General features: G+C 66.6%; 15 protein-coding genes and 4 pseudogenes. 6 read left to right on the forward strand and 13 right to left on the reverse strand.

The genetic code is table 11. The annotated features are described in order from the left end of the window. Positions 1 to 153 precede the first annotated feature (153 nt). Positions 154 to 1,070: pseudogene (locus tag M1203_RS37810) on the forward strand (IS5 family transposase). 292 nt (positions 1,071 to 1,362) lie between these two features. Here M1203_RS37810 and M1203_RS37815 read toward each other — a convergent pair. The 3 genes and pseudogenes from M1203_RS37815 to M1203_RS37825 form a co-directional block, all read right to left on the reverse strand. Further along, a pseudogene (locus M1203_RS37815) lies at positions 1,363 to 2,502 on the reverse strand (IS701 family transposase); the annotation flags it as partial. 475 nt (positions 2,503 to 2,977) lie between these two features. Then, positions 2,978 to 7,069 carry a discoidin domain-containing protein gene (locus M1203_RS37820; RefSeq protein ID WP_249954407.1) on the reverse strand — a complete coding sequence of 1,364 codons (4,092 nt, stop codon included), beginning with the start codon at positions 7,067 to 7,069 and terminating at the stop codon, positions 2,978 to 2,980. 244 nt (positions 7,070 to 7,313) lie between these two features. Further along, positions 7,314 to 7,733 (reverse strand): hypothetical protein, encoded by a 420-nt coding sequence (locus M1203_RS37825; protein WP_249954408.1) that lies wholly within the window; start codon positions 7,731 to 7,733, stop codon positions 7,314 to 7,316. A 64-nt stretch (positions 7,734 to 7,797) separates the two neighbouring features. Between M1203_RS37825 and M1203_RS37830 the strand changes: the two genes are divergently transcribed. The 3 genes from M1203_RS37830 (at position 7,798) to M1203_RS37840 (ending at position 11,025) form a co-directional block, all read left to right on the forward strand. Continuing rightward, positions 7,798 to 8,361 carry a hypothetical protein gene (locus M1203_RS37830; protein ID WP_249954409.1) on the forward strand — a complete coding sequence of 188 codons (564 nt, stop codon included), beginning with the start codon at positions 7,798 to 7,800 and terminating at the stop codon, positions 8,359 to 8,361. Between the two features lie 590 nt (positions 8,362 to 8,951). Further along, positions 8,952 to 9,347, forward strand: coding sequence for a transposase (locus tag M1203_RS37835; RefSeq protein ID WP_249954410.1), 396 nt, complete (start codon positions 8,952 to 8,954; stop codon positions 9,345 to 9,347). A gap of 742 nt (positions 9,348 to 10,089) precedes the next feature. Then, a complete protein-coding gene (locus M1203_RS37840; protein ID WP_249954411.1) occupies positions 10,090 to 11,025 on the forward strand; it encodes a helix-turn-helix transcriptional regulator in 936 nt (311 codons plus the stop codon). Positions 11,026 to 11,047: 22 nt separating this feature from the next. Here M1203_RS37840 and M1203_RS37845 read toward each other — a convergent pair whose 3' ends face one another. The 3 genes and pseudogenes from M1203_RS37845 to M1203_RS37855 all read right to left on the reverse strand — a co-directional run. After that, positions 11,048 to 11,845, reverse strand: coding sequence for an SAM-dependent methyltransferase (locus M1203_RS37845; protein WP_283959499.1), 798 nt, complete (start codon positions 11,843 to 11,845; stop codon positions 11,048 to 11,050). Between the two features lie 284 nt (positions 11,846 to 12,129). Continuing rightward, a complete protein-coding gene (locus tag M1203_RS37850; RefSeq protein WP_249954413.1) occupies positions 12,130 to 12,342 on the reverse strand; it encodes a DUF397 domain-containing protein in 213 nt (70 codons plus the stop codon). Positions 12,343 to 14,725: 2,383 nt separating this feature from the next. Continuing rightward, positions 14,726 to 15,084: pseudogene (locus M1203_RS37855) on the reverse strand (transposase); the annotation flags it as partial. Between the two features lie 393 nt (positions 15,085 to 15,477). On the opposite strand from M1203_RS37855, the gene M1203_RS37860 reads away from it, so the two are divergent. After that, entirely contained in the window at positions 15,478 to 15,660 is a 183-nt protein-coding gene (locus tag M1203_RS37860; RefSeq protein WP_249954421.1) for a hypothetical protein, read from the forward strand. A gap of 116 nt (positions 15,661 to 15,776) precedes the next feature. Then, positions 15,777 to 16,016: a hypothetical protein gene (locus M1203_RS37865; protein ID WP_249954414.1), complete on the forward strand. Its 240-nt coding sequence runs from the start codon at positions 15,777 to 15,779 to the stop codon at positions 16,014 to 16,016. 18 nt (positions 16,017 to 16,034) lie between these two features. On the opposite strand, the gene M1203_RS37870 is transcribed toward M1203_RS37865, so the two are convergent. From M1203_RS37870 to M1203_RS39150, 7 genes and pseudogenes are all read right to left on the reverse strand, one after another. Then, positions 16,035 to 17,237 (reverse strand): IS110 family transposase, encoded by a 1,203-nt coding sequence (locus tag M1203_RS37870; protein ID WP_374404804.1) that lies wholly within the window; start codon positions 17,235 to 17,237, stop codon positions 16,035 to 16,037. 679 nt (positions 17,238 to 17,916) lie between these two features. Further along, the gene (locus tag M1203_RS37875; protein ID WP_308404967.1) at positions 17,917 to 18,063 is read right to left on the reverse strand and encodes a helix-turn-helix domain-containing protein; all 147 of its coding nucleotides are present in this window, start codon (positions 18,061 to 18,063) and stop codon (positions 17,917 to 17,919) included. Between the two features lie 62 nt (positions 18,064 to 18,125). Then, positions 18,126 to 18,896: pseudogene (locus tag M1203_RS37880) on the reverse strand (IS5 family transposase); the annotation flags it as partial. A gap of 176 nt (positions 18,897 to 19,072) precedes the next feature. Further along, on the reverse strand, positions 19,073 to 19,360 hold the full coding sequence (locus M1203_RS37885) for a hypothetical protein (protein WP_249954415.1): 288 nt from the start codon (positions 19,358 to 19,360) through the stop codon (positions 19,073 to 19,075). A 944-nt stretch (positions 19,361 to 20,304) separates the two neighbouring features. Next, on the reverse strand, positions 20,305 to 20,625 hold the full coding sequence (locus M1203_RS37890; RefSeq protein ID WP_249954416.1) for a hypothetical protein: 321 nt from the start codon (positions 20,623 to 20,625) through the stop codon (positions 20,305 to 20,307). Continuing rightward, on the reverse strand, positions 20,622 to 21,596 hold the full coding sequence (locus tag M1203_RS37895) for an RHS repeat-associated core domain-containing protein (RefSeq protein ID WP_249954420.1): 975 nt from the start codon (positions 21,594 to 21,596) through the stop codon (positions 20,622 to 20,624). Before M1203_RS37895 ends, M1203_RS37890 begins: the two co-directional genes overlap by 4 nt. Further along, the gene (locus M1203_RS39150; RefSeq protein ID WP_249954417.1) at positions 21,499 to 25,302 is read right to left on the reverse strand and encodes a DUF6531 domain-containing protein; all 3,804 of its coding nucleotides are present in this window, start codon (positions 25,300 to 25,302) and stop codon (positions 21,499 to 21,501) included. Before M1203_RS39150 ends, M1203_RS37895 begins: the two co-directional genes overlap by 98 nt. Positions 25,303 to 26,081: the final 779 nt, after the last annotated feature.

Here is a 26,081-nt window from a genome sequence, read left to right on the forward strand (position 1 = left end):
CCATGCGATGACTTACTTGACCTCGCGTCACCTTACGCCGATCACCCTGACTACCCCCGACGCCCCTGAGAGGGAGATCGTTTACGGGACAGCCCTTAGGCGCTGTTTCTTGGATCTGCTGACCTGAGTGGGGTGTTGGGGCAGGCTTGCTTCATGGGCCGTGGTGATCTGACGAATGCGGAGTGGGCTCGGCTGGAGTCGTTCCTGCCTCCTGGTGGGGCGCGTGGAGGTCGGTGGAGTGATCACCGTCGGGTGATCAACGGGGTGTTGTACCGGGTACGGACCGGTGTGCAGTGGCGGGATCTGCCGGAGCGGTTCGGACCGTGGGAGACGGTCTGTAAACGGCATCGTCGCTGGTCCGCTGACGGAACGTGGAAGATGCTGCTGTCCAGGATCCAGACCGCCGAAGATGCCGCGGGCGGGATCGACTGGGACGTGTCGGTGGACTCGACGACGGTGCGGGCCCACCAGCACGCCGCCGGCGCGAGGAAAGCGCCTCCGGCGGCCGTTCCTCAAAGGGGGGGCCGGGCTGGGGACGAACCAGGCCGATCCGGTACTGCGGAAGCTCGCCGCCCGGCTGGAGGAGATGGTCAGATCGGCGAATGCCTGGGACGTTCCCGCGGAGGATTCACCACCAAGGTCCACCTCGCCGCCGAGGGACGATGCCGGCCCCTCGCTTTCCTCCTGACACCCGGACACTACGGTGACGGCCCTCAGCTCCAGCGGGTGCTGGAGCATATCTCGGTGCCCCGGGCCGGAACCGGCCCGGCCATGTCTTTGCGGACAAGGCGTACACCTCTCGCGCGAACCGCCGCTACCTGCGACGACGCGGAATCCGGCACACCATCCCCGAACGCCTCGACCAGCACAGACACCGGAAGAACCGAGGTTCCCGAGGCGGTCGGCCCACCGGTTTCGACAGCGAGCGCTACAAGAAACGCAACACCGTCGAACGCACCATCAACCGCCTCAAAGGCTTTCGCGCCGTCGCCACCCGCTACGACAAACGCGCCTACATCTACCTCGGCACCATCACACTCGCAGCCCTCAGTATCTGGCTCCGCACATGATCCGAGGAACAGCGCCTAGTACTCCAGTTGCACTTCTACATTTGTCCTGGTCACAGGGCCTTCTGGGAGTCTAATGGGCTGACGCTCTGTGAGGTTGGTGGTGGTTCGTCACTCACCCGATCGGGGTGCGTGCGGCGCTGGTAGTGATAGCGGCGGGCGATGGTCTGGTGGTGTCGGCGCCAGTGGGACCAGTGGAACCGACGTGTGGGTGACCGGCGCCGGGCTGCGGGGGGATGGGCAAGGTCCAGGAGCCGGCGGATTTCTGCCACGGTGAGGGGAGCGAGGCTGCTCGAACCGTTTCTTCGGCCCCCTTTTCGAGGGCATGGGCTGTCATCGCCGCCAGGAAGGCGTGCGCGAGCATGGCCAGGGTGATGTGGCGGTACCAGCCGACGTAGCGACGGACTTCGTACTGGTCCAGGCCGCATTCGTTCTTCGCGGCCTGGAAGCATTCTTCAATGGCCCACCGTGCGCCGGCCACCCGAACCAGCTCGGCGACGGTGGCGTCCGCCGGCGCGAAGGCGAGGTAGTAGGCGATCTCCTCGGGCCGTGCCAAGCTGCGGCGGGCCAGCACCCAGCGGTAGTGGGTGGGCTCCGCGCCGTCGATGACGGGCAGCTTGGCCGCGGCCCAGTCGTAGACCCGTGGTCCCTTCGCCCCGTCGCCGCAGGAGATCCGCTCCCACGCCTCGGCCGGGGCGCCGGCCAGGACGTGGTCGATGCGCCAGCTCCCAGCGGGCGACTTCACCTGCTGCGACTTGGGCACCGCCAGGACATAGCCCGCACCGGCCTCCTCCAGCATCCGCCGGAAGTGCCACTCCTGTCCGTAGGCCGCATCGGCGGTCACCCAGGCGATCGGCAGCGTGGAGTCCAGAGCCCGCCGGACCATCGCGCGCGCAAGCTTCGGCTTGGTAGCGAACGACTTGCCCTCGGGGACCCGGGCGGCGCGGCACCGGTCCGGATCCTCGGTCCAGGACTTGGGCAGATAGAGCTCACGGTCCACCAGGGCCCGGCCCCTGGCCGAGGCATAAGCGGCGAACACCCCGATCTGGCAATTTTCGGTTCGGCCGGCGGTGCCGGAGTATTGCCGTTGCACCCCGGCGGAGACGGTGCCCTTCTTGAGGAATCCGGTGTCGTCGACGATCAGCACGCCGTCCGGCTGCCCAAGCCGCTCGGCCACGTAGTCCTGCAGGTCGTCGCGGATCTCGTCCGGGTTCCACTGGCACCACGACAGCAGCCGCTGCAGCCCGTACGGGGTGTCATGGCCCGCATGCTCAGCGATCTGCCAGCTGTTCTTCCGGCCCACCGGGCCCAGCAGGCCGCGCACGTAGTCCCGCATCCGCCGCCGCGGCTCGACGAGGCCGAACCGCTCTCCCACCCGCAGCAGCAACGACTGCAACCCGGCTTCCCACAGCTCTACTTCGACATCACCTTCCATCGCCATGACTGGTTCAACGCACCCCGATCGGGTGAGTCACGAACCACCACCAACCTCACAGAGCGTCAGCCCATTAGACTCCCAGAAGGCCCTGTGACCAGGACAAATGCAGAAGTGTAACTGGAGTACTAAAGGCCGTGCGCGGTTCGTATGACACTGCGTTGGAGGCGGTCGAACGCCGCTGTGGCCGACCCATGGCCGGGAAGCGGCAGACCGAGCAGTTACTGCGGGCCGGCGCGGTGGGCGTGGGTAGTGGTGGAGTGCTCGGGTTGCTATTTGCTGAGGCGTTCGATGTTGATGGCGATCGCGGTCAACGACGGAACGGGAGGCATACATCCCGGGCACCGTTCGGATGACGGCACCCGGAGCGACGGCTGTCCGCCGCAGGGGGTGCTGTCACTCACACAACGAGCCGCGTACCGACCGGGTTCACCTCTGTCCCGAGGTGACCGGTCCGGTACACGGCCCTTACGGCTCAGGCCCGCGCCGTGACCGCCCGTGTGTTGTACCCCTCCGCCCGCAGCAAGGGCCGCCCCGAGAGCAGGGCGTGGTCGGGCCAGGACACGGTGACCGTGCGGCTCTCGCCGGGCAGCAGCCACAGGTAGTTGTCCTCGTACAGCGTCGGCAGGACCCGGTCGCCGCCGTGCTCGTCCAGCAGCGAGAGACGGATCATGGCGGCGACCACGGACCCGCGGTTGCGGACAGTCGCGGTCATCTGCTGGCCGTCGTCAGTGCGGGTGACCCGGCCGACGGACACCGACAGGGCGGCCCGCCGGGCGGTAGCGAGCGCCCGCATCGCCTCTGGCGTGCGGTGGCGCCAGTAGGTGTTGCGGGACAGCAGCCTGCCCCGGCCGTCCCGCAGCGTCAGTCGCAGAAGGTGCAGATCGGGTAGGTCGTCGGTGAACGCCGCGGTGAACGCTGCGGCGGTCGCAGCGGACCCGACGTCTACCCGGGCGCTCTTCGACGGCGCCGCCCGGCGGCCCGAGAGGTCGTACACCTCGGCCGTGACCAGCGCGTCCGCCAGATTCGTACGCGTGTGGTTGACCGCGATGACCTGCCAGTTCACCGGGTCGGCCTGGACGTGTAGGGGTTCGCAGCCGGAGCGCGCCCCGTAGTACATGCCGTTGACGTCGAAGTCGTAGTCGTAGGTCTGCCACACCGTGCTGTGCCAGGCGGGGTGGGACATCCACAGCATGAGACCGCTGGCGTTGTCCCATAGGTGGGCGTTCCACGCCTCGAACATGGCCCGTGCGTTCTCGTAGTTGACGAACTGTGCCTTGCGCGCGAAGTCGTCGAGGTCTTGGGCGGCGCCGAGACGGGCCTCGATAGCCGCCTTGTAGTTCTGTGGTGCCTGGTTCCCGTGCTCGCTCCAGTCGTGGTAGTACCAGGCGCCGCGGATCGGCCACTCCGGCTCGTCACCCGTCATGCTGCGGACGCTCTCGGCGGTGGAGACGACCGGCATGCCGATCTCGGTGTGGAAGCCGAAATCCTTGCTGCCGTAGGTCGCCGGGTCGAAGTACCGCTCCGGCTCCACCCAGCCGTAGGGCCCCCCGCCGGTGGCGATACCGCCCGCGGAATTGCTCTGGTAGAGGATGCCGGGCGCCTGCCGCTGCACGGCCTCCCGCATGCCCTGGTCGATCGCCGCGGGCGGGTTGCCCTCGTTGGCGCCGCACCACACCGCCACCGAGGGATGGATGCGATAGCGCAGCACGGTGTCCCGGGCGATGGCGTTGTACGCGTCGTGGTCCGGAACGTCCATCCCCCAGGCGTTGGGGAAGTCGTTCCACACCAGGATCCCGTAGCGGTCGCAGGCCGCGAAGAACTCCTCGCGGTCGCAGCTGCCCACCCAGTTGCGGATCATCGTGAAGTTCATGTCGCGGTGCATGCGCACCGCCGTATCCATGCGCTCCGGGGGCATCCGCCGCAGCAGTTCGTCCCAGCCCCAGTTGCCGCCGCGCACCAGCACCCGGACACCGTTGACACTGATCTTGAGCGGGTCGGGTGTGTTGGACACGCTCGTCACGTCGGTCCAGGTATCGCCGTCGGCGGAGACCTGGACGGTGTACGTCTTCGGATACGCCTGCTCCCACAGCACGGCCACCCGGTCGAACCGCCGGGCGGCGCCGAGGTCGACCTGGAGCCACTGGTGGTCCTCGGAGGCGGAGGACCAGCGGGTGCCGGCATCGCCGTCGGTGGCATGCGCCGCCAGGTGGCCGTCCGCCTCGCTGGAGGCGGTGGCCGCCCGGTGCAGGGCGAGGTCCGTACCCGCCTCCGCACTGTCGATGACGGCGAGGGACCACAGCGAGTTGCCCCAGCTGGTGTTGCGCACTCCGCACTCGATCCGTACGAAGCGGGCGGCCACAGCGTCAAAGTCCGACACCCGCAGGCTTGCGTCACCGCTGTTGAACGGCAGCGGTACCGCCGAGTTGTCCACGGACTTCACGTCCGTCCACGTGGACCCGTCCGACGACACCTGCACCACGAAGATCCGCGCGTAAGCCTGCTCCCACACAAGGTCGACGCGGTCGAAGGACTGCTCGGAGCCGAGGTCCACCCGGATCCACTGGTCGTCCTCAAAGGCCGAGGACCAGCGAGTGGCCGGGTCGCCGTCGGTGACGTTGCCGGCGCCGTGGCCGTCCTGGTCCGTGCTGGACGCCTCGGCCGCCGCGTGCAGCGCGAGGTCGGTGCCCGGCCGCGCGCTGTCGATGACCGACAGCGTCCACAGAGAACTCCCCCAGTCCGTCGCCCTGGTCAGGCATCTGACCCGGACGTGACGGGCCCGCCGCGCGCCCACGTCCACGGACTGGATGTAAGCGTCGGCCGAGGCCGTGAAGGGCAGCGGGATGTCGTACTCGTAGCCGAACTGCCGGATGCCGAAGCGGGTGGTGCGCCGGTCGCTCTCCGCGCCGTCTGCCTCGGCGACCAGGGTCAGCTCGTGCAGGCGGGGGTCGCCCAGACCGTTGGGCCACCACAGCTCGGGATCGCGCACTCGCAGCGCACCGTAGGCGTCGGGGGTGAAGACCACCTCGACGGTCTCGCTCGCGGGGACGGTGACTGCCCGGGAGACACGTACGTCGCCGAACGACGCGGAGATGACGGCCCGGTGGTCGGCGGAATCGGCGTTGCGGACCGGGACGGTCACCGTCAATTCGGCAACGGACAGGTCAGGGAGCCCCGGCAGCACGGTGTCCACTCGGGCGTCGCCGATCACGATGTGCCCGGTGGACCGCAGCCGCACATGGTTCCAGATGCCCGCGCCGCGGTCCCGGACCGCCGGCATCCAGTCCCAGCCCGAGGAGGCCAGATACGTGGGCGAGTTGCGGTTCATCTGGTCGGCGCCGGCGTCCACCCACGCCTCGCCCGACGGACCCTTGTCGCCGGGGCTGCCGGGCACCGGCATCGGCGTGATCCGCACGGCCAGGGCGTGCCGGTCCGTGGACGCACCGGCCAGGGCCTCGGTGACGTCGTGGGCGAAGCGGGCGAATGGGAAGGTCACGCTGCCCATCTCGCGGCCGTCGAGCCAGATGTCGGCCCGGTGGTTGACCCCGTCGAACTCCAGCCACACATGCCGGCCGGTGCCGATGCGCAGGCCGCGCGGCAGCTCGAACTCCCGCCGGTACCACCAGGAGTGGCGGGACAGTGCCTCTGGGACGTGCAGGTTGTTCAGGCCTGCGACCGGGTCGGGCAGCTTGCCCTGGTCGACGAGTGAGCCGAGGACGGTGCCGGGGACCGTCGCGGGCAGCCACCGGCTGGTGTCCACGCCCGCCTTCGACAGAGCGCCGCCGGTGGCATCGGTCCAGTCGTCCATGGTTAGCGCCCAGCCGGACTCCAGCGGGATCGTGCCGTCGGCGGCGACGGTCAGCTTCGGGGGAGTGGTGTGCCGGGTGCCCCAGTCCGTCCAGCCGGTGGCGTCCGGCCGGTGTCCGTTCACAGTGCCGTACACCTCGAAGCCGTTGAGGCCCAGCGGGTTGGCGCTGGAGCGCCTGCGGGCCGTCATCCGCACCCAGCGGGCGGTCACCGGGCGGGCCAGCGGTATGTCGACGACGCCGCCGGTGCCAGCGGTGCTGCGGTACACGCTCGTCCAGGACTTCCGGTCCCGGGAGGTCTCGACGACGAACTCCCGCGCGTAGCTCGACAGGATCTCTCTGCCCGTGGTGCCCTGCGCCGGGTTGCCGGTCGTCGGGGGCGTGAACACCGGGTCGCTTGCGTCCGTCTCGAACGTCAGCCGGACTCGGCTGACCTTGCAGTCCGACTGGAGGTCGACCGATATCCACTGCGGGTCGCCGTTCCCGGCCCGCCAGCCGGTGCCGCGGACCCCCTGAGCCGGGACCCCGTCCACCGCGAATTCGGACGCCGCGGGTGCGTACGCCTGCGAGGAGACCTCCACGGGGCGGAAGGTGGCGATCTCACCCGGGTCGGGTGCGGGGGTTCCGGGTTGCCGAGTCCCGGCAGCGGCCTCCGTGGCAGGGAACACCACGCCCAGTCCGAAGCCCGCCAGAAGGGTCGTGCCGGTGGTGACGACGGCACGGCGGGAGGGACGGCGCGACGGCCTCTGCTGCTCGTCCATGAGTCAAACGTCCAATCAAGGAGACCATGCCGACGGGACGACCGGTTCGTGTACGACCGTGCCGTTCAGGCGGCTCTGACAACGTTGCCATAGGCTCTGGTGAGAGGGGCCACTGTGTCAAGACTCATGCTCACGGGGGCGTCAGTGTCCTCTGACAGCGAAGTTGGACTGTCGGCCATCGAAGTTGGACTGACCGCTCAGCGGACAAACTTGGGCAGGGGTGGCAGGTTGCTGTCCTCTGTTATCAGACCTGGACCGTCTTGCCAGTGACTTGGGCGTCCGACAGTCTTTTAGCCTTGTATTCGTGAAAGAAGACGAAGACGGCGTACCCGGGCCCCGTCCCGGTGGTGAGCCGAAGGCCGAGGCACCTGCCAGGGATGAAGTCGATTTTCCCCCGGTTCGGAACGGCATCGACTACCTCAACAATGTTGCCGACAATCTGCGCCTCGGGCGGCCAACCCCAAGGAACCTGAAGTACGCCGTTCTGCACTTGCAGGCTGCTGTCGAGGTGCTCCTGAAGGCCCGCTTGGTGCAAGAACACTGGAGCCGGTTCGAGGCTGGCGACTGGCGACTTCGACAGCTGTACTACCACCGGAGCTATCGGGCGGCTGCGCGACATTGCCGGCGTCTCGATCGGAGACAAACCCGCCAGGAGTCTGGCCATCCTCGCGAAGTGGCGCAACCGGCTGCAGCACTACGGACTCAAGGCGCCGGGACCCGCAGTCGAGGTGTGCGCAGCACAGGTTCTGGACTTCCTCGTCACCTTCGTCCACGACGAGCTGCTGCCCGCCCTGCCCGGTCAAGAGTCCGCCGCAGTCGCCGACGATCTGGAAGACGTCGGGATGAAAGTACGCGGCATCAGGAGCTACATGGATACGCGGCTCAAGCGCCTGGCCGAAGAGCTCAAGGACGTCCAAGGTTGCACCGTGATGTGCCCGGTCTGTGAGCAGTGGGCCGTGGTCATCGGCGGCGGCACCGCCCCGCTTGACTGCCGCTTCTGCCACACGGCCTGGGCAGGCCCGTCCGAAGCGCTCACTGATTACTTCGATATCTTCGCCTGGCGGGACGGAAACGTCCAAGAGTGCCCTGACTGCCACCAGCACACGTTGCTCGTCGACGGTTCTGGCACTGTGGTGGTCCCGGAGGGACGCCTCACCTTGTGCTTCTGCTGCGGTACGGAGTTCTCCGTGATCGCCCAGTGCAGCGACTGTTTGAATACCTACGCCCCCACGGGAGATGATGACCTCGGTATGTGTGGCGACTGCGTCGACGCCCGGTATGCCAAGTTCTGACATGGAACGAGGTTGCCGCTGCGACCCATGCCAAGATCTGCGGGGAGCATCGCAGCGGAGCGGTCTTGCCCACGTCTCGGAGACCGAGGGTGACGCAAGGACTTAAGTTGTTGCGGTTGGATCAGAAGGCTGACGAGTCTGCAGCGAGTCGCGCCACTCGTCGACGGCGATAGGCTCGTGCCTTGCAACTCGGTGAGCACGTCAGGCGCACTCGTCGGCTGCCCGGTTCGAGCGGATCTCCGCATCCGGCGCAGGTCTTCGGCTGGGCTGGATAGGGACTATCTGGTGCCAGCGCGGTGGTGTGCTCGTGCCGCTTCCTCCATGCCCAGTCGCTGCAACGCTCGGAGCAGTAGCGCCTGTTGATGACTCGGCCGATGGGTTTCTGGTAAGCCTCGCAGTTGACGAGGGGGATGGCTTCTCGCTCGCGTCGTCGTTTCCTGTCGGCGGCCTCACGACATGCGCGGGAGCAGTAGCGGCGTAGTTCTGAGGCCCGACGGAGTGGCTTCGTCGGCCACCAGGCCGTGGATGGTGGATCAGCGCCCGTGGCGCGAGGTCTACTACTGGAGGGGCGGCGCAAGTCTGTGGAGCCGATGGCCGCCCGGTTGGGCGAGGACGGAAACCTTCAGGCCCTGGCCCACTTCATCACCTCCAGCCCGTGGGACGCTGCTCATGTACGGGCCCGCCTCGCCTGGCGGATGCGGCAGGCGATCGAACTGACCGCTCTGATCATCGATGACACGGGCTTCCTCAAGGACGGTGATGCGTCGGCGTGCGTGGCCAGGCAGTACACCGGGACTGCGGGCAAGGTCGCCAACTGTCAGGCCGGGGTGTCGCTGCACCTGGCCTCCGACGGCACGTCGGTGGCCGCCAACTGGCGCTTGTTCCTGCCGGAGAGCTGGGATCCCGCCTCGCCGAAGGCCGATGCGGCCAAGGTCGCCCGCCGCACGAAGTGCGGCATCCCGACAGAGGCCGGCCATGTCGAGTAGTGGCAGCTGGCCCTGGACATGATCGAGGTCCCGCTCGTCGTCGCCGACGGCGGTTACGGCGATGCTGCCACCTTCCGGCTGGGACTGGATGAACGCGCCTCACCTACGCGGTGGGCATCTCCACCACGACGGCTTGGCCTGGCCAGCCCCCAGAGTCGCCGTAGACCAGAGTATCGGGTTCCGTCGCCTATTTCAGGTCGCGCAGGTCCCCGCCGGGCCCGTGGAGTCGCGGGCGTACTACGACAGAAAACGCCGGCCCGCCTTTGGCTGATCTCGCTGCTCCCGCAGCGTGTGGGCCTCGGAACGAGCAAGTTAGCGATGGGTCATCAAGTTGGAAACCTGGCGGAGAGCCCAGCTTTCCGGTCCCGGGGGGGACAGCTTCAACGCCCGTGGGCCCGGGAGACTCTTCTGCCACACGATTGTCATGCGACTATGCAGCCATGTGCTGCGCGAAGCTCTGGCCGCCTCTGGCGCGTGGAGGTCGTACGGACAGCGAGACACCAGTGGGGGATTGCAAATCTTACCTGTGATCGTCTGATGGCCTGTGACGCACGGTCCTTGACCGAAGCCTGCAGTACCGACGCGCGGTGAAGTCGAAAACAGTGGATGAGCCAACGGCATATTCAGGACAGTCGGATGGGTGATATAGGACCTTTTTACGATACTCGGCTTGGATCGCCTGTCGTCGTGCACTATGAGCATCGACAGCATCACTGAATGCACTGGTTATCGAGGAGTTGACGTGGGCCAGCAGTTGTCGGGCGCCGAGGAACCTGACGATAGTGTCGGTCAGAAGTCCAGCCCCCGGGTCCGGTTCCTGAAGAACGAGGCGGCACCGTCTGCTCCGCGTATGGTGCTGGGCAAGGAGCTGCGCCGTCGGCGCGAAGCTGTGGGTCTGCAGCAGCAGGAGGTCTCCCGGCGTCTGAACTGGTCGCTGTCGAAGACCAGCCGGATCGAATGCGGCCAGGTCAAGGTCAAGGAACAGGACCTGCCGGCTCTGTTCTCCCTGTACGGGATGAACGATCCAGGCGAGCAACAACCGCTTCGTGAACTGGCGCAGATCGCCAACCGGCCCATGTGGTGGAAGCCGTGGTCAGGGATCGCGTCCCAGTACTTGCAGGCCGTGCTGAGCTTCGAGGACATGGCCCAGTGCATCAAGTCCTACGAGCCCCTGTACCTGCACGGGCTGCTGCAGACTCCTGAATACGCGCGGGCGCTCATCGAGCGGGGTCGGGGGACGCGGAGTCATCATGCCTCCCTGGCGCTGCTCCGCAAGGAGCGTCAGGCCAAGTTCTCTGAGTCGCCTGGGAAGGAGCTGATCTGTGTGATCGATGAGGCGACACTCCGGCGGCCCGTCGGTAATGTGGAGATCATGCGCGGGCAAGTAGAGCATCTGATTGACCTGGGCGAGGGCGGTCGCTTTCATCTCCGGCTCGCAGAGCTGAGCCGAGCCAACCTCCCCGTGGAGCTGGGAGCTACCACTATCTTCGAGTTTGCGGAGACTTTGCTGCCGACCATCGCCTACTCCGAGAGCTTTGACGGTGGTCTGGTCATCCAGGACGAGGAGTCTGTGGACCGTAGGGTTAGGGCGTTCGACCTTCTTCGCGCCCGCTCCCTGACGCCGGGTAAGACGACACAGAAGCTCCGTGATCTGCTGTCGTCCAACTGTTACCGCTGACGTGTGCTCCTGGGACCACCCATCACGGTTTGCGTGCCACACCTACGTACAAGGACACCTGTGCGTCACTGACGAGGCTGGGGCCGCTCCCAGGCTCCGGGCGCCAGCGGTGTGCCAGAGTGATCCCGGGCTCTACGAGGTCCAGGTGGTTGAAGAAGCTTAGGACCTCTCCCCGGGAGCGCACCTGGACAGGGGTTGCCCGTTGCGCGTATGTCTCGACGATGGCCTGCCATGCTTCCGGGGCGAAGTCGCCGGTGCAGTGGGACAGGCTCAGGTAGGAGCCGGCGGGCAACTCGTCCAGGAGGTGGGCCACGAGACCGTAGGGGTTCTGCTCGTCGGGCACGAAGTGCAGTAGGGCGTGAAGGCTCAGGCCGATGGGACGGTCGAAGTCGATGATGTTCTCGGCCTTCACCGCGGCCAGAAGGTCATCTGGCCTCGTGGCGTCGGCGTGCGCGTATCCGGTTCGTCCCTCTGGAGCTCCGTGCAGCAGTGAATCCGCATAGACGAGGACGATGGGATCGTTGTCCACGTAGACGACCCGGCATTCCGGTTCGACTGCCTGCACCACGTTGTGGACGTTTGGTGCGGTGGGGATCCCGGCGCCCACGTCGATGAACTGGCGCACTCCTCGATGTGCCAGATACCTCACGGCGCGGTGCATGTAGGCACGGTTCGCGCGGGCCGCTGTCTCGACGGCAGGAAACGCCTTAATGACCTCCCGGCCTGCTGCTCTGTCTACGGCGTAGTTCGTCTTTCCGCCGAGGTAGAAGTCGTACATCCGCGCGCTGTGAGCCCTGTCCTGCCCTAAGTCTGCTTCCATGTCGCCCTGTTCGGGTGCGGGCTGGTCTCCCACTGCGCTCCCCCGGTTCATTGATGTGTCCTGCTGCCCGCGCCGGGCAGCAGGATGCACTTGCATTATTCCCATGCTTACCGGTCGGTTGCCGCCGAATGTCCAGAGCTGAACGACCTTCTCACCCGTGTGTCACAGGAGAGCCATGAAATGAGCGCGCAACTCGCCCGGCCCCTCAGCGGGCCGGGCGAGCCTCGTGAACCGCTTGAAGTTGCAGAAGCGCACGCTCCGCGAAGCAGCACGCCGGTGTTGCCTCAGAGGCTGTCTGAGACCAACGCCGACACGAAGGCTGCAGCAGAGGAGCGGGACACGGCCACGATCGGACCGCGTCGGACCTTCGAATCGCGGAAGAAGACCTTCCCTGTCGGCGGCTGCGCGAGCTCAACGCATGCCCCCTCGGGAAGACTGTGTGAACTCTTGCGCCAGACGACATCCGCCGGCCGTACTGCACTCGTCAGCTTCCTCACCGGACTACCTCCTGCGGTGAACTAACTCCCCGTTATCCAGATGCAATTGCATCTGGATCCGACGAAGGGAGGATCGCCGCCCTGCCGGACATGTATGCAAGGTTGGGTGAGAATGTCTGGATTTCGCCGTTGGTGCTACGTGCAAGTGCTGCCACAGCGCCAATGTGTTTATCGCGCCGCAAGGCACCTCGCGACACCCGTAAGACTCTGGCCGGCAGGGTGCGAAGGCGGTACCGCAAGCAATGTCTCTAAGAGCCGCTCACCAGGGAAAATTCCGATGGTCGTACGGGGGGAGAGTGTTGGTGGAGGGCGTACGGCGTGGAGGCGAAGGCGGCGAACCTGCCTCCCTATATGGCCCGTTCGTGAGGACCAACGCGGAAACGGCCCGGGAAACATCGACACGTTCCGCTTAACGTCGACTGCGCTCAGCGATCGAACTGAGCGCCATCAGGACCCCGGCGTTGAAGTTGCGAGCCTCAGCCGGGGTCCCGTATCGACGACTCTCGAAGGAGAACGTGATGGGGCTTTCCCCGCGCCGACGACGCCGTAAACCAAGGCACGCCCGGCCCCGCCCTACACCATGGGATCGAATCTGCACGCCCTGCCTCGCGGACTGCCTGCAAATCCTGGCCAGCCAAGGTACCGGGCCGTTGCTCCTCCAGCAGTCCGAGACCTGGCTGAACACGGCTATGACCGTAATTCTCCTGGGCCTGTGCGTGAAACGGCACCGCTCCACCCACGGGCCGAGCCACTCCTAGGTAACCCCCTGGGCGCTGCCTTGAGCAGCGCCCAGGCATTCCGCGACCCTCCTGCCCCCGGAGCCAACATGCACCAGTCTCAGCGTCCGGTCGGAAGTCTCACGGTACACATCGGACTTGTCCTGGATCGGATCCGTCTACAGGCTCACCTGACACACGAGGCGCTGGCACAGAAGACGGGATTCAACCTTACGTACGTGACTGACGTACTCGCCTGCAACGCCTTCCCCAGCCGACTTTTTACGCTCCGCTACGCGCTCGCCAGCGGCGTGGACCCTCAGCTCCTATTAAGGGTCTGGGAAGACGAACAGGTACGCCGCCAGGCGTGATGACGAATTATCGAGGTCGAAACCGGCACGTACTTGCGTGAGTGGCGTCAGCCTCGGGCCCATACATTCGGCTTGTCGGAGTTGGGTGCTCTGAGCTGAGAAGTGATTGTCGGGTGCAGCCGCACGCGACTTCGAGCGCGCGATCCGCGTAGCGCTTCCCGAGGTAGTACGTGCCGCGCTCGGTCAGGCTCCGAAGGGTGTCTCTCATGCGGCGCGTGCCCAGATGGCTTGCTGCCGCAGGTTGATGCCCATCCGGTTCCAGTGCAAGGCGGTGGGCCAGGTCAGGATGCAGCGCAGGCCGAGGCGTAGTTCGGCCTCGGGACTGGTGGGCTTGCATGTTGAAGCGTCGCGTATTCCTGCCAGGGTCACCACCCCTGTGGGGACCCTGAGCGATGGCCGATGGCTCTTGCTCTATGACCACACTCTGGCGTGCTCTCCTGGAGTCGCTTATCATCCGAGAACTATTGAGGGCGTGACCTCGCGGCTGCGCGGGCCTGTTGTAATGGCCCGCGCTCTCAGGGGTTACACCGTCTCAGCCAACCACCGTGCCTCGGTGGTCGGGCTGAGGCGGCATGTCTCGGAACGGCCACCCTCACAGAAGGATGTCGGCCGTTGAGTTCCGGACCTATGACGCGCCACTTGCTCGTCGCCCTGGCAACTGTCCTGTCTCTGCTAGTCGCAGTCATCGCTGGCGTGCTGTCTTGGGCAGCGGACGGAAGCATTCCACGCGCAGTGCTCTGCGGTGGCGGGGCCTTTGTCGTATGGATGACCCTTTCCGTCTTGCTGTACTCAGCCCTGGGCCTGCTCGACAGGGGCGTCGGGGAGGGATGATGTGTAGCCCAGGCCGGCTGGAGTGCTCCTCGTGCTCTTCCCGATGGATCTGGTGTCACCGTGTGGTCGCCGGGAGCGTATCGGCTCCAGGTTCCTCCGGGCCTCGGCGACCACCCGTGCAGCGCTCTTGTCGTGGTAGCCGAGAGCCTTCGCGATGACGGGCGCCGGGGCTTGGAGTACGAGTTGGCGGATCGCGGAGGTCCTGCCGCGTTGCGGCGGGACGCCGATCTCGCGCAGGTGGGCCTGGAGGTACGCGCGGCGGGTTCACCCCGCAGCAGGTCGGGGCGGCATCGGCTATCACCCAGGCCTGCCTGAGTCGAGTCCGAGTGGGGGAGCCGTTACTGAAGACCGTCAGCGGACACGACGGTGTTCGTAGACCGCGAGGGACAACGCGTTAATGGCGGCCAGGGCGCGGCGAGGCGGACCGGGTCCGTACCCGAGAGACCGCCTCGGACAGCCGCGCGGCTGGGAGGCGCTGTTTCCGCCTGCCTCGGGCGATGGCCCGTGTGCGTCCAGGACGCATGCATTCGGCTCTGGATCCCGGCCCTCGGCCTCTCTGAGGAGCCGCCGAAGGAGGCCGTTGAGCCGGTCGAACACGCCATCCTTCTGCCAGGCTGCGAAGTACCCCTAGACGGTTTCCCACGGATGCCGGTGCGGTCGATATAGAGGACCGCGTCCATGATCCGGCGCAGATCGTGCTCGGGTGGACGTCCGATATCCAGCCCCTTCCCTCTCCGTTCAGCCCTCCATGCCGACAGAATGGGCTCCAGAAGTTCCCAACGGGCATCGGACAGGTCACTTGGGTATGGCCGCTGTCGAGACATGTTTCGGTAGCACCGTCGGCCACCGCTCTCGCCACAGGGTGCAAAAAGATTTGACTGGGGGCGCGTTGGGATCAGACAGGAGCGAAAGGGGTGAGATGGGCCTCCGCGAGTTACCTTCCTACTCGCTCGCCAAGGAGGGCTCATTCAACCCCAGCAGCCACACACCAGCCCTCGCACATAAGGCAACCAAACGCCCCTACCGGGACGAACGCTCTCTCGCTGATCGTTTCAGAATGGGTTGAGCTGTGGTCTTGCGCTCAACGATCTTGATCAGCAGAGTGTCAGGGGTGCCTGCTGATCTTGTTCCTGACGACCCTTGGGAGCAGGTGGCTCCGCTGCTGCCACCTGCTCCCGAGCGGCGCCGCCGTCACCTCGGAGGAGCGCCGAGACGTCGTGGCGGACACCATGGCCGCACTGCGCTACGACGTACCAGGCACGGACGACCGGCCCACGCGAACGGTCCTGGCACGCCTGCTGTCCCTATACAGCACGGCGCGGGACTACGACCGGACGGTGATCGACCTGATCGCCAGCCTGGTCCACTCCGCAGAACCGACTACCGACGAGATTGGCTGACCTGCACCGATGTGGCAAGTGGGTAGGTACGTATCCCGGGGGGGGTACCCCTATGTGTTTGGTCAAGGTCGAAGGCCAGTAGGTTCGTGTGGTCGAGGGCGGGCCGAGCCGTAGGGGTGTGCGTGGGTGATAGCCAGGTGACGATCAAGCTCACGGGTGACGAAGCACTGGTGCTGTCGCACTGGCTGGAGAAGCTCCAGATGACGGACCTCAGTCGTGTTGTCGACGATCCGGCGGTCTGGGCGCCGCTCCATCGGATCGCCGGAACGCTCGACAAGGCGCTTCCCGAGCTGTTCGCGCCTGACTATGACCAGCAGCTTGAGGCCGCTCGTCAGAGGCTGCGGCCGGAGGACTGATCGCGCGGTCTCAATTCCTCACCGAGCTGCGGCGGGCTGGGGTTCGTAGAAGGTTCCGTCCCGGAGCATCGCGAACAGGACGTCGGCCCGACGGCGGGCGAGGCAGAGCAGAGCCTGGGTGTGGTGCTTGCCCTGGGCGATCTTCTTGTCGTAGTAGGCCCTGGAGGCCGGATCACCCAGAGCGGCGAAGGCGGAGAGGAAGAAGGCCCGTTTGAGCTGCTTGTTTCCTCTCCGGGAGGGCTGTTCACCGCGGATCGAGGAGCCCGAGCTCCGGGTCGCCGGGGCGAGACCCGCGTAGGCGGCGAGGTGCCCGGCGGTCGGAAAGGTGCTGCCGTCGCCGACCTCGATCAGGATCCTGGCTCCGGTCCTGACGCCGACTCCCGGCATCGACGTCAGGACCTTTGAAAGTGGGTGGTCCTCCAGCAGTTCCTTGATCCGCCCGGCCAGAAGTTTCCGCTGGTCGAGCACTGCCGTCAGGGATGCGGCGAGACTTGGGACGATCAGCGAGGCCGCCTCGGTCCCCGGGACCGTCACGGTCTGCTCGTCCAGCGCGGCGAAGATCTCATCGCCCAGCCGTTCGGCCATCCTCGGAGCCTTCGGCCGCAGCAGCGTGACCAGGCGGCGCCTGCCGGCCTTGCGTATCTGGGCCGGGGAGCCGAACCGTTCCAGCAGCGTGAGGACGGCCGGGTGCTGCAACCGCGGCCCCAGCACCCGTTCCAAAGACGGATGAATCTGGGTCAGCAGACCGCGCAGCCGGTTCGCGACCCGGGTCGCTTCCCCTGCGAGATCGTCGTCGAACCCGACGATCATCTCCAGCTCGGCGATCGTCTCGTCCTCGCCGTCGATCGCCCGCAGCGTGTGCGGCATCGCGCGAGCCGCGTCCGCGATGATGAACGCGTCCCTCGCGTCCGTCTTCGCCTCACCTGGATAGAGGTCGGCGATCCGGCGCATCGTCAGACCCGGCAGATAGGCGACCGGGCAGCCCATGTCGCCGGCGACCGCCAGGGGAAGAGCCCCGATCGAGGCCGGCTGATCGACCACGACCAGCACTGTTCCGTGCTTGGCCTGCAGCTTGGCGAACAGCTCGCGGAGCTTGGACTCGGTGTTGGGAAGCCGCTTGTCGAACGCCTTCTTCCCGGCCGGGGTCACGGCGGTGGCATGGTGCTCGCCCTTGCCGACGTCCAGGCCGAGGAAGACGTCGATGTCGCCGGTGTCGATCACGTGCAGGCCCCTCCATCACACTTTCGTCCAGCCTTGCCAGGGCACCGAGCTGCCACATCCACGTTACGGAGAGCTCTTCCAGCCTGGGTGAAGCCGGTGCTCAAGCCCCTCATCAGCGGTCCGTCGATGCCTCCGGACCCGGTGACACCACCCCCCGGATCATGAACAACAAGGGGGGGAAGTCATGCCGGACCCGAAGGCCGGAGGCCCCATTGCGGAGCCACGAAAAAGGTAACGGGGGGGGGTCAGCAGCCGGCCGTCACGTTCCCGCAGTAGATCCACCCATAGTGGGTCTCGGGGGTCCGAACCGCGTACCACGTGTGGCCGTAGCTATTTTCGTCCACCGCAAGCACGCGAAGAATCTCACCCCAGGGGCTGTAGACGACAGGGTCAGACGCCCCATACATGTCCTTCCTGACGTAACCGCCCGAGGACGTTGTAGTGGCGGCGGTGGTGATCGGTGCGACTGTCGTTGTGTTCGTGTCGATGGGCGCGGATCCCGCCTGCGCAGCGGTGGTGAGACCACCGGTCAGCAGGACGGCTCCCACCACGGCACTCGTGAGTGCAAGTCGAGTACGCATGTTTCCCCCTAAAGGTCGAAGTGTTACTGTCGCCGTAGTCCGAGGACTGTTCGGATGTGCGATATTCATCGTGCCGAGCGGGACGCCACTCGGCCTTGTCAGTCCGCGCACGTGTGTTGACGATTCGCGCACACCTCGGGCAACAGGTTTCTGTAGTCCCGTGGTGGTATCCCATAGACGGCCCGGAACAGGCGGCTGAAGTGTGCCGGATCGATAAAGCCCCAGCGGGCGGCGATGGCCTGGATCGGCCAGCGTTTAGACCGGGGTTGGCCAGGGACTCAGCGAGGCTTAGAACTCCTAACAAAGTGAAGTCTTTCAGTCGTCGCCAGCAGATGATGCCGCAGGCCAGGCTGAGGAAGGCTTCGTGGATATCGTCGCGGATCTCCCAGCAGATGCGTAACCGGCGGAACCAGTGCAGCAGCGCGAAGCTCTGCTCAACCACCCGTCGGTGCACGCCCAGCCCCGATCCGTGTTGGATGCTGTGCCGTGCGATGACCGGGGTGATTCCGGCGGCCCGGACCTGCTTGCAGTACTTGTCGTGGTCGTATCCGCGGGTCGGCGTAAAGGGTGTCCGGCCGTCGGCGGGGCCCTCCGCGTCAGCCCCGCACCGGCGGGACGGCCTCGATCAAGGGCATGAGCCGGGTGACGTCATTGCGGTTTCCGCCGGTCAGTGACACCGCCAGCGGAATGCCGTGCGCTTCGGTGATCAGATGGTGCTTCGAGCCTGTTCGAGGACGGCCGACCGGGCTCGGTCCGGCTTTGGGCCGCCCTTCATGGCCCGCACATGGGAGCCGTCGATCACCGCCCTGGACCAGTCCAGCGCGCTGGCGGCGTGCAACTCGGCCAGCAGCGACTCGTGCAGACGCTGCCAGACTCCCGCGTCGTTCCAGTCGCGCAGGCGACGCCAGCAGGTCATCCCCGAACCGGAGCCCAGCTCCTGCAGCAGGAACTCCCACGGAATGCCGGTGCAGAGCACGAACAGGATGCCGGACAGGACCTTCCGGTCATCCAAACGCCCGCGGCCCGGATGATCCGGTCGGCGTGGCACGGCGGCTGCTGACCCCTCCTCATGGACCAGTCAACAACCCCGCAACACCCCACATTCCAGGGCCACTTTGTTAAGGGCTGTCCCGTAAAGGATCTTCGTGGTTTGGCGATGGTCAGGATGACATAGCGCTGGAACAGCAACGGGCAGAGCCTCGGCGCACAGCCGGTGCGGGGCTACCGTGCCAGCCCCGCACCGGCTGCACCGACTCACCGGCGCAGCGCGGAGACCATAACCCCGGCCATGGTGCCGATCGTGGCCAGGACGGTGAAGGCGATCGTAATCGGCTCCCTGAGATTAGGGTGCTCGTAGGCGAGATACGCTGAGAAGCCGCACACGAGCAGTGCGACCGGGACCGTGACGACGGCCAGAATCACAGCCAGCGTCACGACAGGTGTCGGGCCAAGGGTCGGCGGGTGGGCGGAGCCGGGGACGGACGGGGTGATGCTCGGGCCGGTAGGCGTCGTGGGCGGCTGCTGAGTGTTCGCGTGGGACATCGGTGTCGCTCTCCCTCGTACGTGGAGAGGACCCCGACGGCAGCTCCGGCCGGGGCACCAGCCCCGACTCACCTCCGCCTGCGTGGAGAGGACGACAACGGCATCGTCTCTGTCGCCCGGGACTCCGACTCACCTCCGCCTGAGCGGAGGTGAGTTGGGAGCGGGCGGCGTCGGGGGTGGTGCTGTGGTTTCGAGGGCTCTGGCCGCAGTCATCCCGTCTGCGAGTTGGCCGAGATTACCGGACGTGTGTCGCGTTGGTGGACCGCCCTCGTCCTGATCGTCGATGGCACGGGCTTCCTCAAGAAGGGGCACCACCTCGGCCGGCGTCCAGCGACAGTAGTCCGGTACTGCGGGGACCTGTAGCTGAATAGCTGTCAGAGTGGATCTGCGGGGGGATCTTCATAGAGTGGCAGGCGGGTTCTGAGCTGTTCCGGGGTGTGGACGGGTGATCCGGGGAGCGGAGTGACGACGATACGGTGCAGGTCCAGAAGGCGATGACTGTCTTGGAACTGACTGGACAGGTTGGTGTGGCTGACGTCCAGCAGTTGGGCCAGGAGTGTGCCGGTGATCGCTCTGCGGCGGCGCAATAGAGCCGGCGCTGGCAGTGGCCCAGGCTGCTGGTTTGAGGGTGAAGGTGGCTGCGTGGACGGTGGAAGCGTCGTTGGAGGGGCGCCTCAGTCAGGGCGTCCCAGCACGGTTCTGAGATTGCCGCCATGCGGTTGAGGGCGGGCCACGGCATGCCGGTCGGGGCCGGGTCGGTGGGCAGGGCGGGATCGCGTCGTCTGGTCTTGAGTGCCTTGGCAGGCCGGGGCGGGAGCTGTGCCAGGGTGTAGTTCCGGTCGGCGTGGAAGGCGTGGGGTGTGACCGGCAGAGTGTGGAACTCGGCGGGTGCGAGTGCAGTTCTCAGGTTGTAGCTGCCCGTGTCCAGCTCGGCAGGCGCAGTGTCAGCCTCTTGACGGTCCTGTCAGGGCGGAGGTGACTTCTTCGGTTTCGCCTCGGGCGGTTTTGAGGAGCAGTTCGACGATGTCGTCCCAGGAGGAGAGAGTTGCGTCCACCGGTTCCGGCTGGGCTGATTCGACGTTCTCCCACCGAACGAATCTGTCCGGGAAGACGCTCAGCGACCATCCGGACTCGTGCTGCAGTGAGACATCCGGGTGTTCCTCGTCCGCGTTGCTGAGTTCGGCGAGGATTTCGCGGATCCGGGCCTCGTCGGGCTCATCGAATTCTTCGCCCATGGTGTCGTACATGAAGTAGGTCACGGTCATGCTCTCCGGTTAGGCGGTGCGCCGTTGGGGATGGCCCATTCAGCATATCCGCCGGAATAGCCTGGGTGGAGGATGTCCCACCAGGGGCTTCCGGAAGTGTGCTGGTATCGGGGGACGAGCGTCATCACGCCCTCTCTGCCCTGGGCATTGGATCTGGGCTCATGTTGCCATGTGAAGCCTGCGGGGGTTCTGCGCCCGCCAACGGAGCTCACTCGGGCGGCGATACCTGGTGAGAACTGGTCGAGGAAGCGGCCGAGTGCAGGGTCGGCCTGGATGGCCGCGTCGAGTGCGGCGTTGGCCCGATTGAAGTGAACGGCGCGGCTCTGGCCGAAGTCGGCGCGGTTGAGCTGCATCTCGTAGATTGCGGTGTAGCCGCGGGGGTTGATGGCGGCGCCGGTTCTTGGGCAGGTGCCGGGTTTGAGACCTTCGGGGTCGATCCAGGTGTGCGGATTGTGGACGTAGGTGACGGGGTTGGGGGCGGGTTCCAGGCCGAGTGGGTCGGGGCTGGTGTATCGGGCCGTTTCGGGGTCGTAGTGGCGGAAGTAGTTGTAGTGGAGGCCGGTTTCGGGGTCGGCGTACTGGCCGGGGAAGCGGAGGGGGGTGTGCGCGGTGGAGCCGGGGTGGACGGCGGTGGTTCCCCAGACGGTCGTGCGGGTGTGCCAGGCGATGGTGCTGGTCTCGTCGACGAGTTCGGTCGGGGTTCCGGCAAGGTCGGTGACGATGGCGAAGAACCGGGAGTCGGTCTCTTCCCGGGACAGCTTGCGTTCGAGCTGGGTCAGGGGCTCGTACCCTTCGTGGTCCCAGGTAAGGGCGGTTCCGGTGGCGGTGGTGGTTTGCTCGGCGAGGCGGGTTCCGTCCCAGGTGAAGAGGGTTTCATCGGTGATCGAGCCGGTTTCGTCCCGGCGGTATTTCGCGGTGCGGCGTCCGAGCGGGTCGTAGCGGTAGTGCCAGGCCATGCCGTCGGGGGTGATGCAGGAAGTGAGGCGGTCCTCGGCGTCCCAGGAGTAGCGCCATACGTCGGGTCTGCGTGAGAGGCGTTTCTTGATGCGTTCTACGAGGCGTCCTGCCGCGTCGTAGTGGTAGTGGGTGTCTCCGGCGCGGGTGAGGAGTGTGCCTGCGTAGTCTCGCGGGCCGCGGGCCGCGGGCTGCGCTGTCCGCGCTGCGGTCCGGCCACCGGGCATCCTGCTGGTTGCCTGCCTGGTCGTAGGCGTATCGCTCTGTGCCGGCGGGACCGTTCGCCTTCAGTGGGCGGCCGACGGCGTCCAGCGTGTAGTGCGCGGCGCTGCCGGTCGCCCGGTCGGTGACGGCGGTGAGGTAGTGGTCGGGGCGGTAGATGTAGTCGCGGTGCCGCAGGGGGCGCGGCTGGTCTGCCGGAGGTCCGGGTGACGGATGCCGGGTGAGTGTCTGCTGCACCTGGCGGCCTGTTGTGTCCCAGACGGAGGTGAGGAGAATGCCGGCGCCGAACGTGCGGTGGGTCTCGCGGCCCGCTGCGTCGTAGGTGAAGCGTAGGGTGTGCCGTGCGTCGACGGTGAGGGATGTGCGGTGGCCGGTCGCATTCCACTCTGAAGCGGTGGTGGCGCCGGTGGGCGTTGTGCGTGAGATGCGCCGGCCGGCTGCGTCGTAGGCGATGCGGAGGGTGGCGCCGTCCACGGTCTGCGCAACGAGCCGTCCGGCAGGATCGTACGCGTTCTCCAGGCTGCCGTCGGGTGATGTGGCCGATGTCAGACGGGAGAGCGTGTCGTACCGGAAGCGGGTCTGCGTCTCGCCGCTGGTCTTGGATATCAGGCGCCCGGCGGCGTCGAAGCCGAAGGCGATGGTGTGGCCGGCGGGCGTGGTACGGGTCGAGGGCTGTCCGGCCGGGTCGTACGTGTGCAGGGTGGTGCGCCCGTCGAAGTCGGTCTCGAAGACGGGACGTCCGAGTGGGTCATAGGTGTAATTCCAGCTCAGCGACTGGGGGTTGGTGACGCGGGTGGGGCGCATCTCGGTGTCGTATGTGAATCGTTCGGTGGCGCCGTCCGGGGTCGTACGGGAGGAGAGCAGGTCGAAGGGGCCGTAGGTGAAGCGGGTGGTGCCGCCGTGCGGGTCGGTATGACGGACGCAGTTGCCCTCGCCGTCCCATTCCCAGGACTCGGCGAGGCCGTCCGGAGTGGTGTGGTGCAGGCGGCGGCCTTCAGCGTCCCAGCTGGTCGTGGTGCTGTGGCCGAGGGCGTCGGTGATCGCGGTGGGGCGGCCGAGGGTGTCACGGACGCAGTGGCTCGTTGCGCCGAGCGGGTCGGTGACCGCCACGGGAAGGCCTGCCGCGTCGGCCGTGAAGACGGTGGTGGCCCCGAGAGGGTCGGTCGCGGTGGCGACGGCTCCGGTGGGGTGGTGGGTAAATGTGTGAGCTTGTCCGTCGACGCCAATCGAGCGGGTGAGGTTGCCGCGGGTGTCGAACTCCTGACGAATGGTCGAAGCGTCCTGACGGATCAGCTGCACCGGCAGATGCAGGTGGTTGTAGGTGACGCGGACGGTGGCGTCGTCGGGGGCGGTGACAGAGAGCAGGTTGCCGTTCTCGTCCCAGTCCCAGCGAGTGGTGCGGCCGAGCGGATCCGTGCGGGAGAGCAGGTTGTCGCAGCTGTCCCACCGCTGAGTGGTGGTGTGCCCCAGGGGGTCGGTAATGGCGGTGATCTGGCCGTGCCGGTTGGACTGGTAGAGGGTGTTGTGCCCGAGAGAGTCGGTGTAGGTGACCGTGCTGGTGCCGTCGGACTCCTGTGTTCCATAGACGATGCGGGAGTTGAGTATGCCGTCGGTGCCCTGAGTGGCGACCACACGTCCGGCGGCGTCGTACGTGTAGGTGAACTCGGTGTCGTTGGAGTCCCGCCATCCGGTGATGCGGTGCGCGTCGTCATAGGAGAAGTGCGTCGTTGCGTCGTCCGCGTTGCGGACCCAGGCCATGTTCCCGGTTTCGTCGTAGCCGAAGGTTCGCAGCCGGACCGTGCTCTCTTCCCTGGCCGCGGACAGGCCGGTGACACACCCTCGTTCGGCGTCGGAGTCGACATGGACGCGATAACCGCCGCTGTGACTGACCGTGAGGGGGACGTCATCCTCGTCACGTTCCACGGTTACGGAATTGCCGTTGCGGTCTTCGACACAGACGAGCCACCACAGGCCCTCGCGGGAAGTGGCGGCTTCGAAGTGGCGTACGAGTCCAGTGCGGGAGTCCTCCATGGTCATGACATAGCTACGGCCACGGGTGACATAGGTGAGGGGTATTCGCGCGCCCGCCGCCGGAGCCACCCGGTCACCGGGGACATCCGGCAGACGAGTGTAGGCCAGGGCGGAGCCGTCCTCCCTGTACCACCAGAAGCCGCCCAGCGCCTCGTCCTGCTCCAGACGTTCGTCCAGCGTGCACGCCCAGGACGGCCCGAAGGAGCGACCCGCGCGGTATCCGGACAGGTGAGTCCGGCGCAGCACCAGCGGCAGCACACCCGGGAGATCCACATCGGTCTGATCGAGCACCATCTGACCGCTGGCCATATCGATCGGATCGCCGCAAAGCTCCTTGTCAGCAAGTGCACGGGCCTGCTGAGACAGCTTCGACGAGTCCGAGTTCAGGACGGCTGCGGGCTTGCGGGCAGATCCGGAGCCGTCCGCCGGCCTGCGGGCAGATCCCTCGCTGCCCTTCTGCCCGTCGGGCCCTCCGTCGTCGCGGCGGTCGCCGCTCCTGACCGCCTTGATGCGGTCGTCGATGTCCAGGTCGGTGTTTCTGTGGTTCTTGGAGCTGAGGCCGATGGCGTCGGGCAGTTCCTTCCCGACGTGCTTGCCGATGTGGTTGTGGCCCTTGGCCAGCTTCTCGACGACGCCTTCGATGGTGGAGTCGAGGACGGCGGTGAGGGAGTCCTTCCCTTTCGCCCGGCCGTGGTGGCCCTTGGCCTTGCCTATCTTGCCCGCGGCACGGGTGTCCATCGACACCTGCACGCTCGCGAGTTTCCCGCCGGTGTTGCCGTGAGCGTCGTGGTCGATGCCCAGGCCGCCGGCCGGACCGGTCCCGCCACCGGCCGAGTTCAGCTGGAGGCTGTCCTTGCCGGCCTGGACAGCCTGGCCGGCGTTGATGCCGTCCTGCTGACCGGTCACGTTCATCGCGGTCTGGATCGCCAGATCCGTCACGATGCTCTCCAACGCGGCCACCGCCGGCTGCATGAGGATCGCGGTGATCTCCGAGACCGCCGCCTCCGCCATCTCCTTGAGGATCCTCTTGAACGCGATACGGGTGGCCGCGATCTTCGCCCCCGCGAGCAGAGTCGACAGCCCGGCGGTGACCGGCGCGAAAGCCAGCGTGATCCCCACCGTCGCGCACAGATCCGCGAGTTCCGCCACGGCGGCGATCTTCCGGGCGACAATGATGTCCGCCACCCGGTCCAGAGCCCCCGCGATGAGGCGCGCCGCGCCCGCCAGGTCCTTGTTCTTCCCCTGGACCTTCTTCCAATGCGTGTCCAGCGCCGTCAGCGACTCACTCCGACCCGTCGACAGCAACCGCTGGATGTGCCCGTGCGCCGTGTGCCCGTCGTCGTCCGCGTCGTCCGCGAACTCCCGCAACGCGTCCGCCATGTCGCGGTACGCGTCCTCATCGACATTCGGCCACCCCACCCCGACGACATCGAGCATCGTGTCGACACCCTCAGGAATCGTGTACCCCACCGGTCAGTCCCCCCGCACTGCTGTCACCCACCACCGACCAGGTCTACGCTGTCATGCTTCACTCGGCTCACCCCAGGCAGAAATCCGTCATCCTCACCAACCTTTCACCCGTCACCGCACGATCTGGACAAGATCCAAATGGCTGAGTTTCACATGCCGGCTCACCTCTCCCAGGAGACGATCCACTCCCGGAGTGCGTAAGGCGCGGACCGCGTTCCGCTCAGTGTCGGCCCGGTATCCCCCTTTTCCGGGTGGCAGGCGACCAATGTGGCGTTGAGTTGCAGCATCTGACCGGGCACCGCACGTCCGCCGGCTCGGACCGCCGGTACGCCCGCACCCGCTCAGCGGCCTGCAACCAGGCAACTCATGGGCCTGAGCGCGAGCCGGGGCGCAACCGGGCGAGCGTGCGTCGTCGGTCCGGGCGTGGAGGCCACCATGCCGAGCACCGCGCTATGGTCACGCAGCACGGACAGCTCGGAGATGGCTTCGCCGCCGACGAGCATCACCGGGATGTCGGTCAGTACAGCGGGCAGTAGCCCGCCCCGACACGTATAGATGCATCTACTCGGACATCAACTTCGTTGGCCGGCTGGAGCTCGATCAGGAACAACTCCGGGAAGGAAGACTGCGCAGGTCTGCGAAAAACGGAACTACAGCGGCCGATGGGGGTGCGTCACGTCTAAGGGTTGTCCCGTAACGATCTTGGAGTTGGTGGAGCCGGAGTCGGTCGCCGCGCTGCCCCTGTGCTTATCCGGCGAGAGCGAGGTTGTGCAGTCGGG

Origin of the sequence: Streptomyces sp. 35G-GA-8, from assembly GCF_023534745.1 — a bacterium.
Classification (GTDB): domain Bacteria; phylum Actinomycetota; class Actinomycetes; order Streptomycetales; family Streptomycetaceae; genus Streptomyces.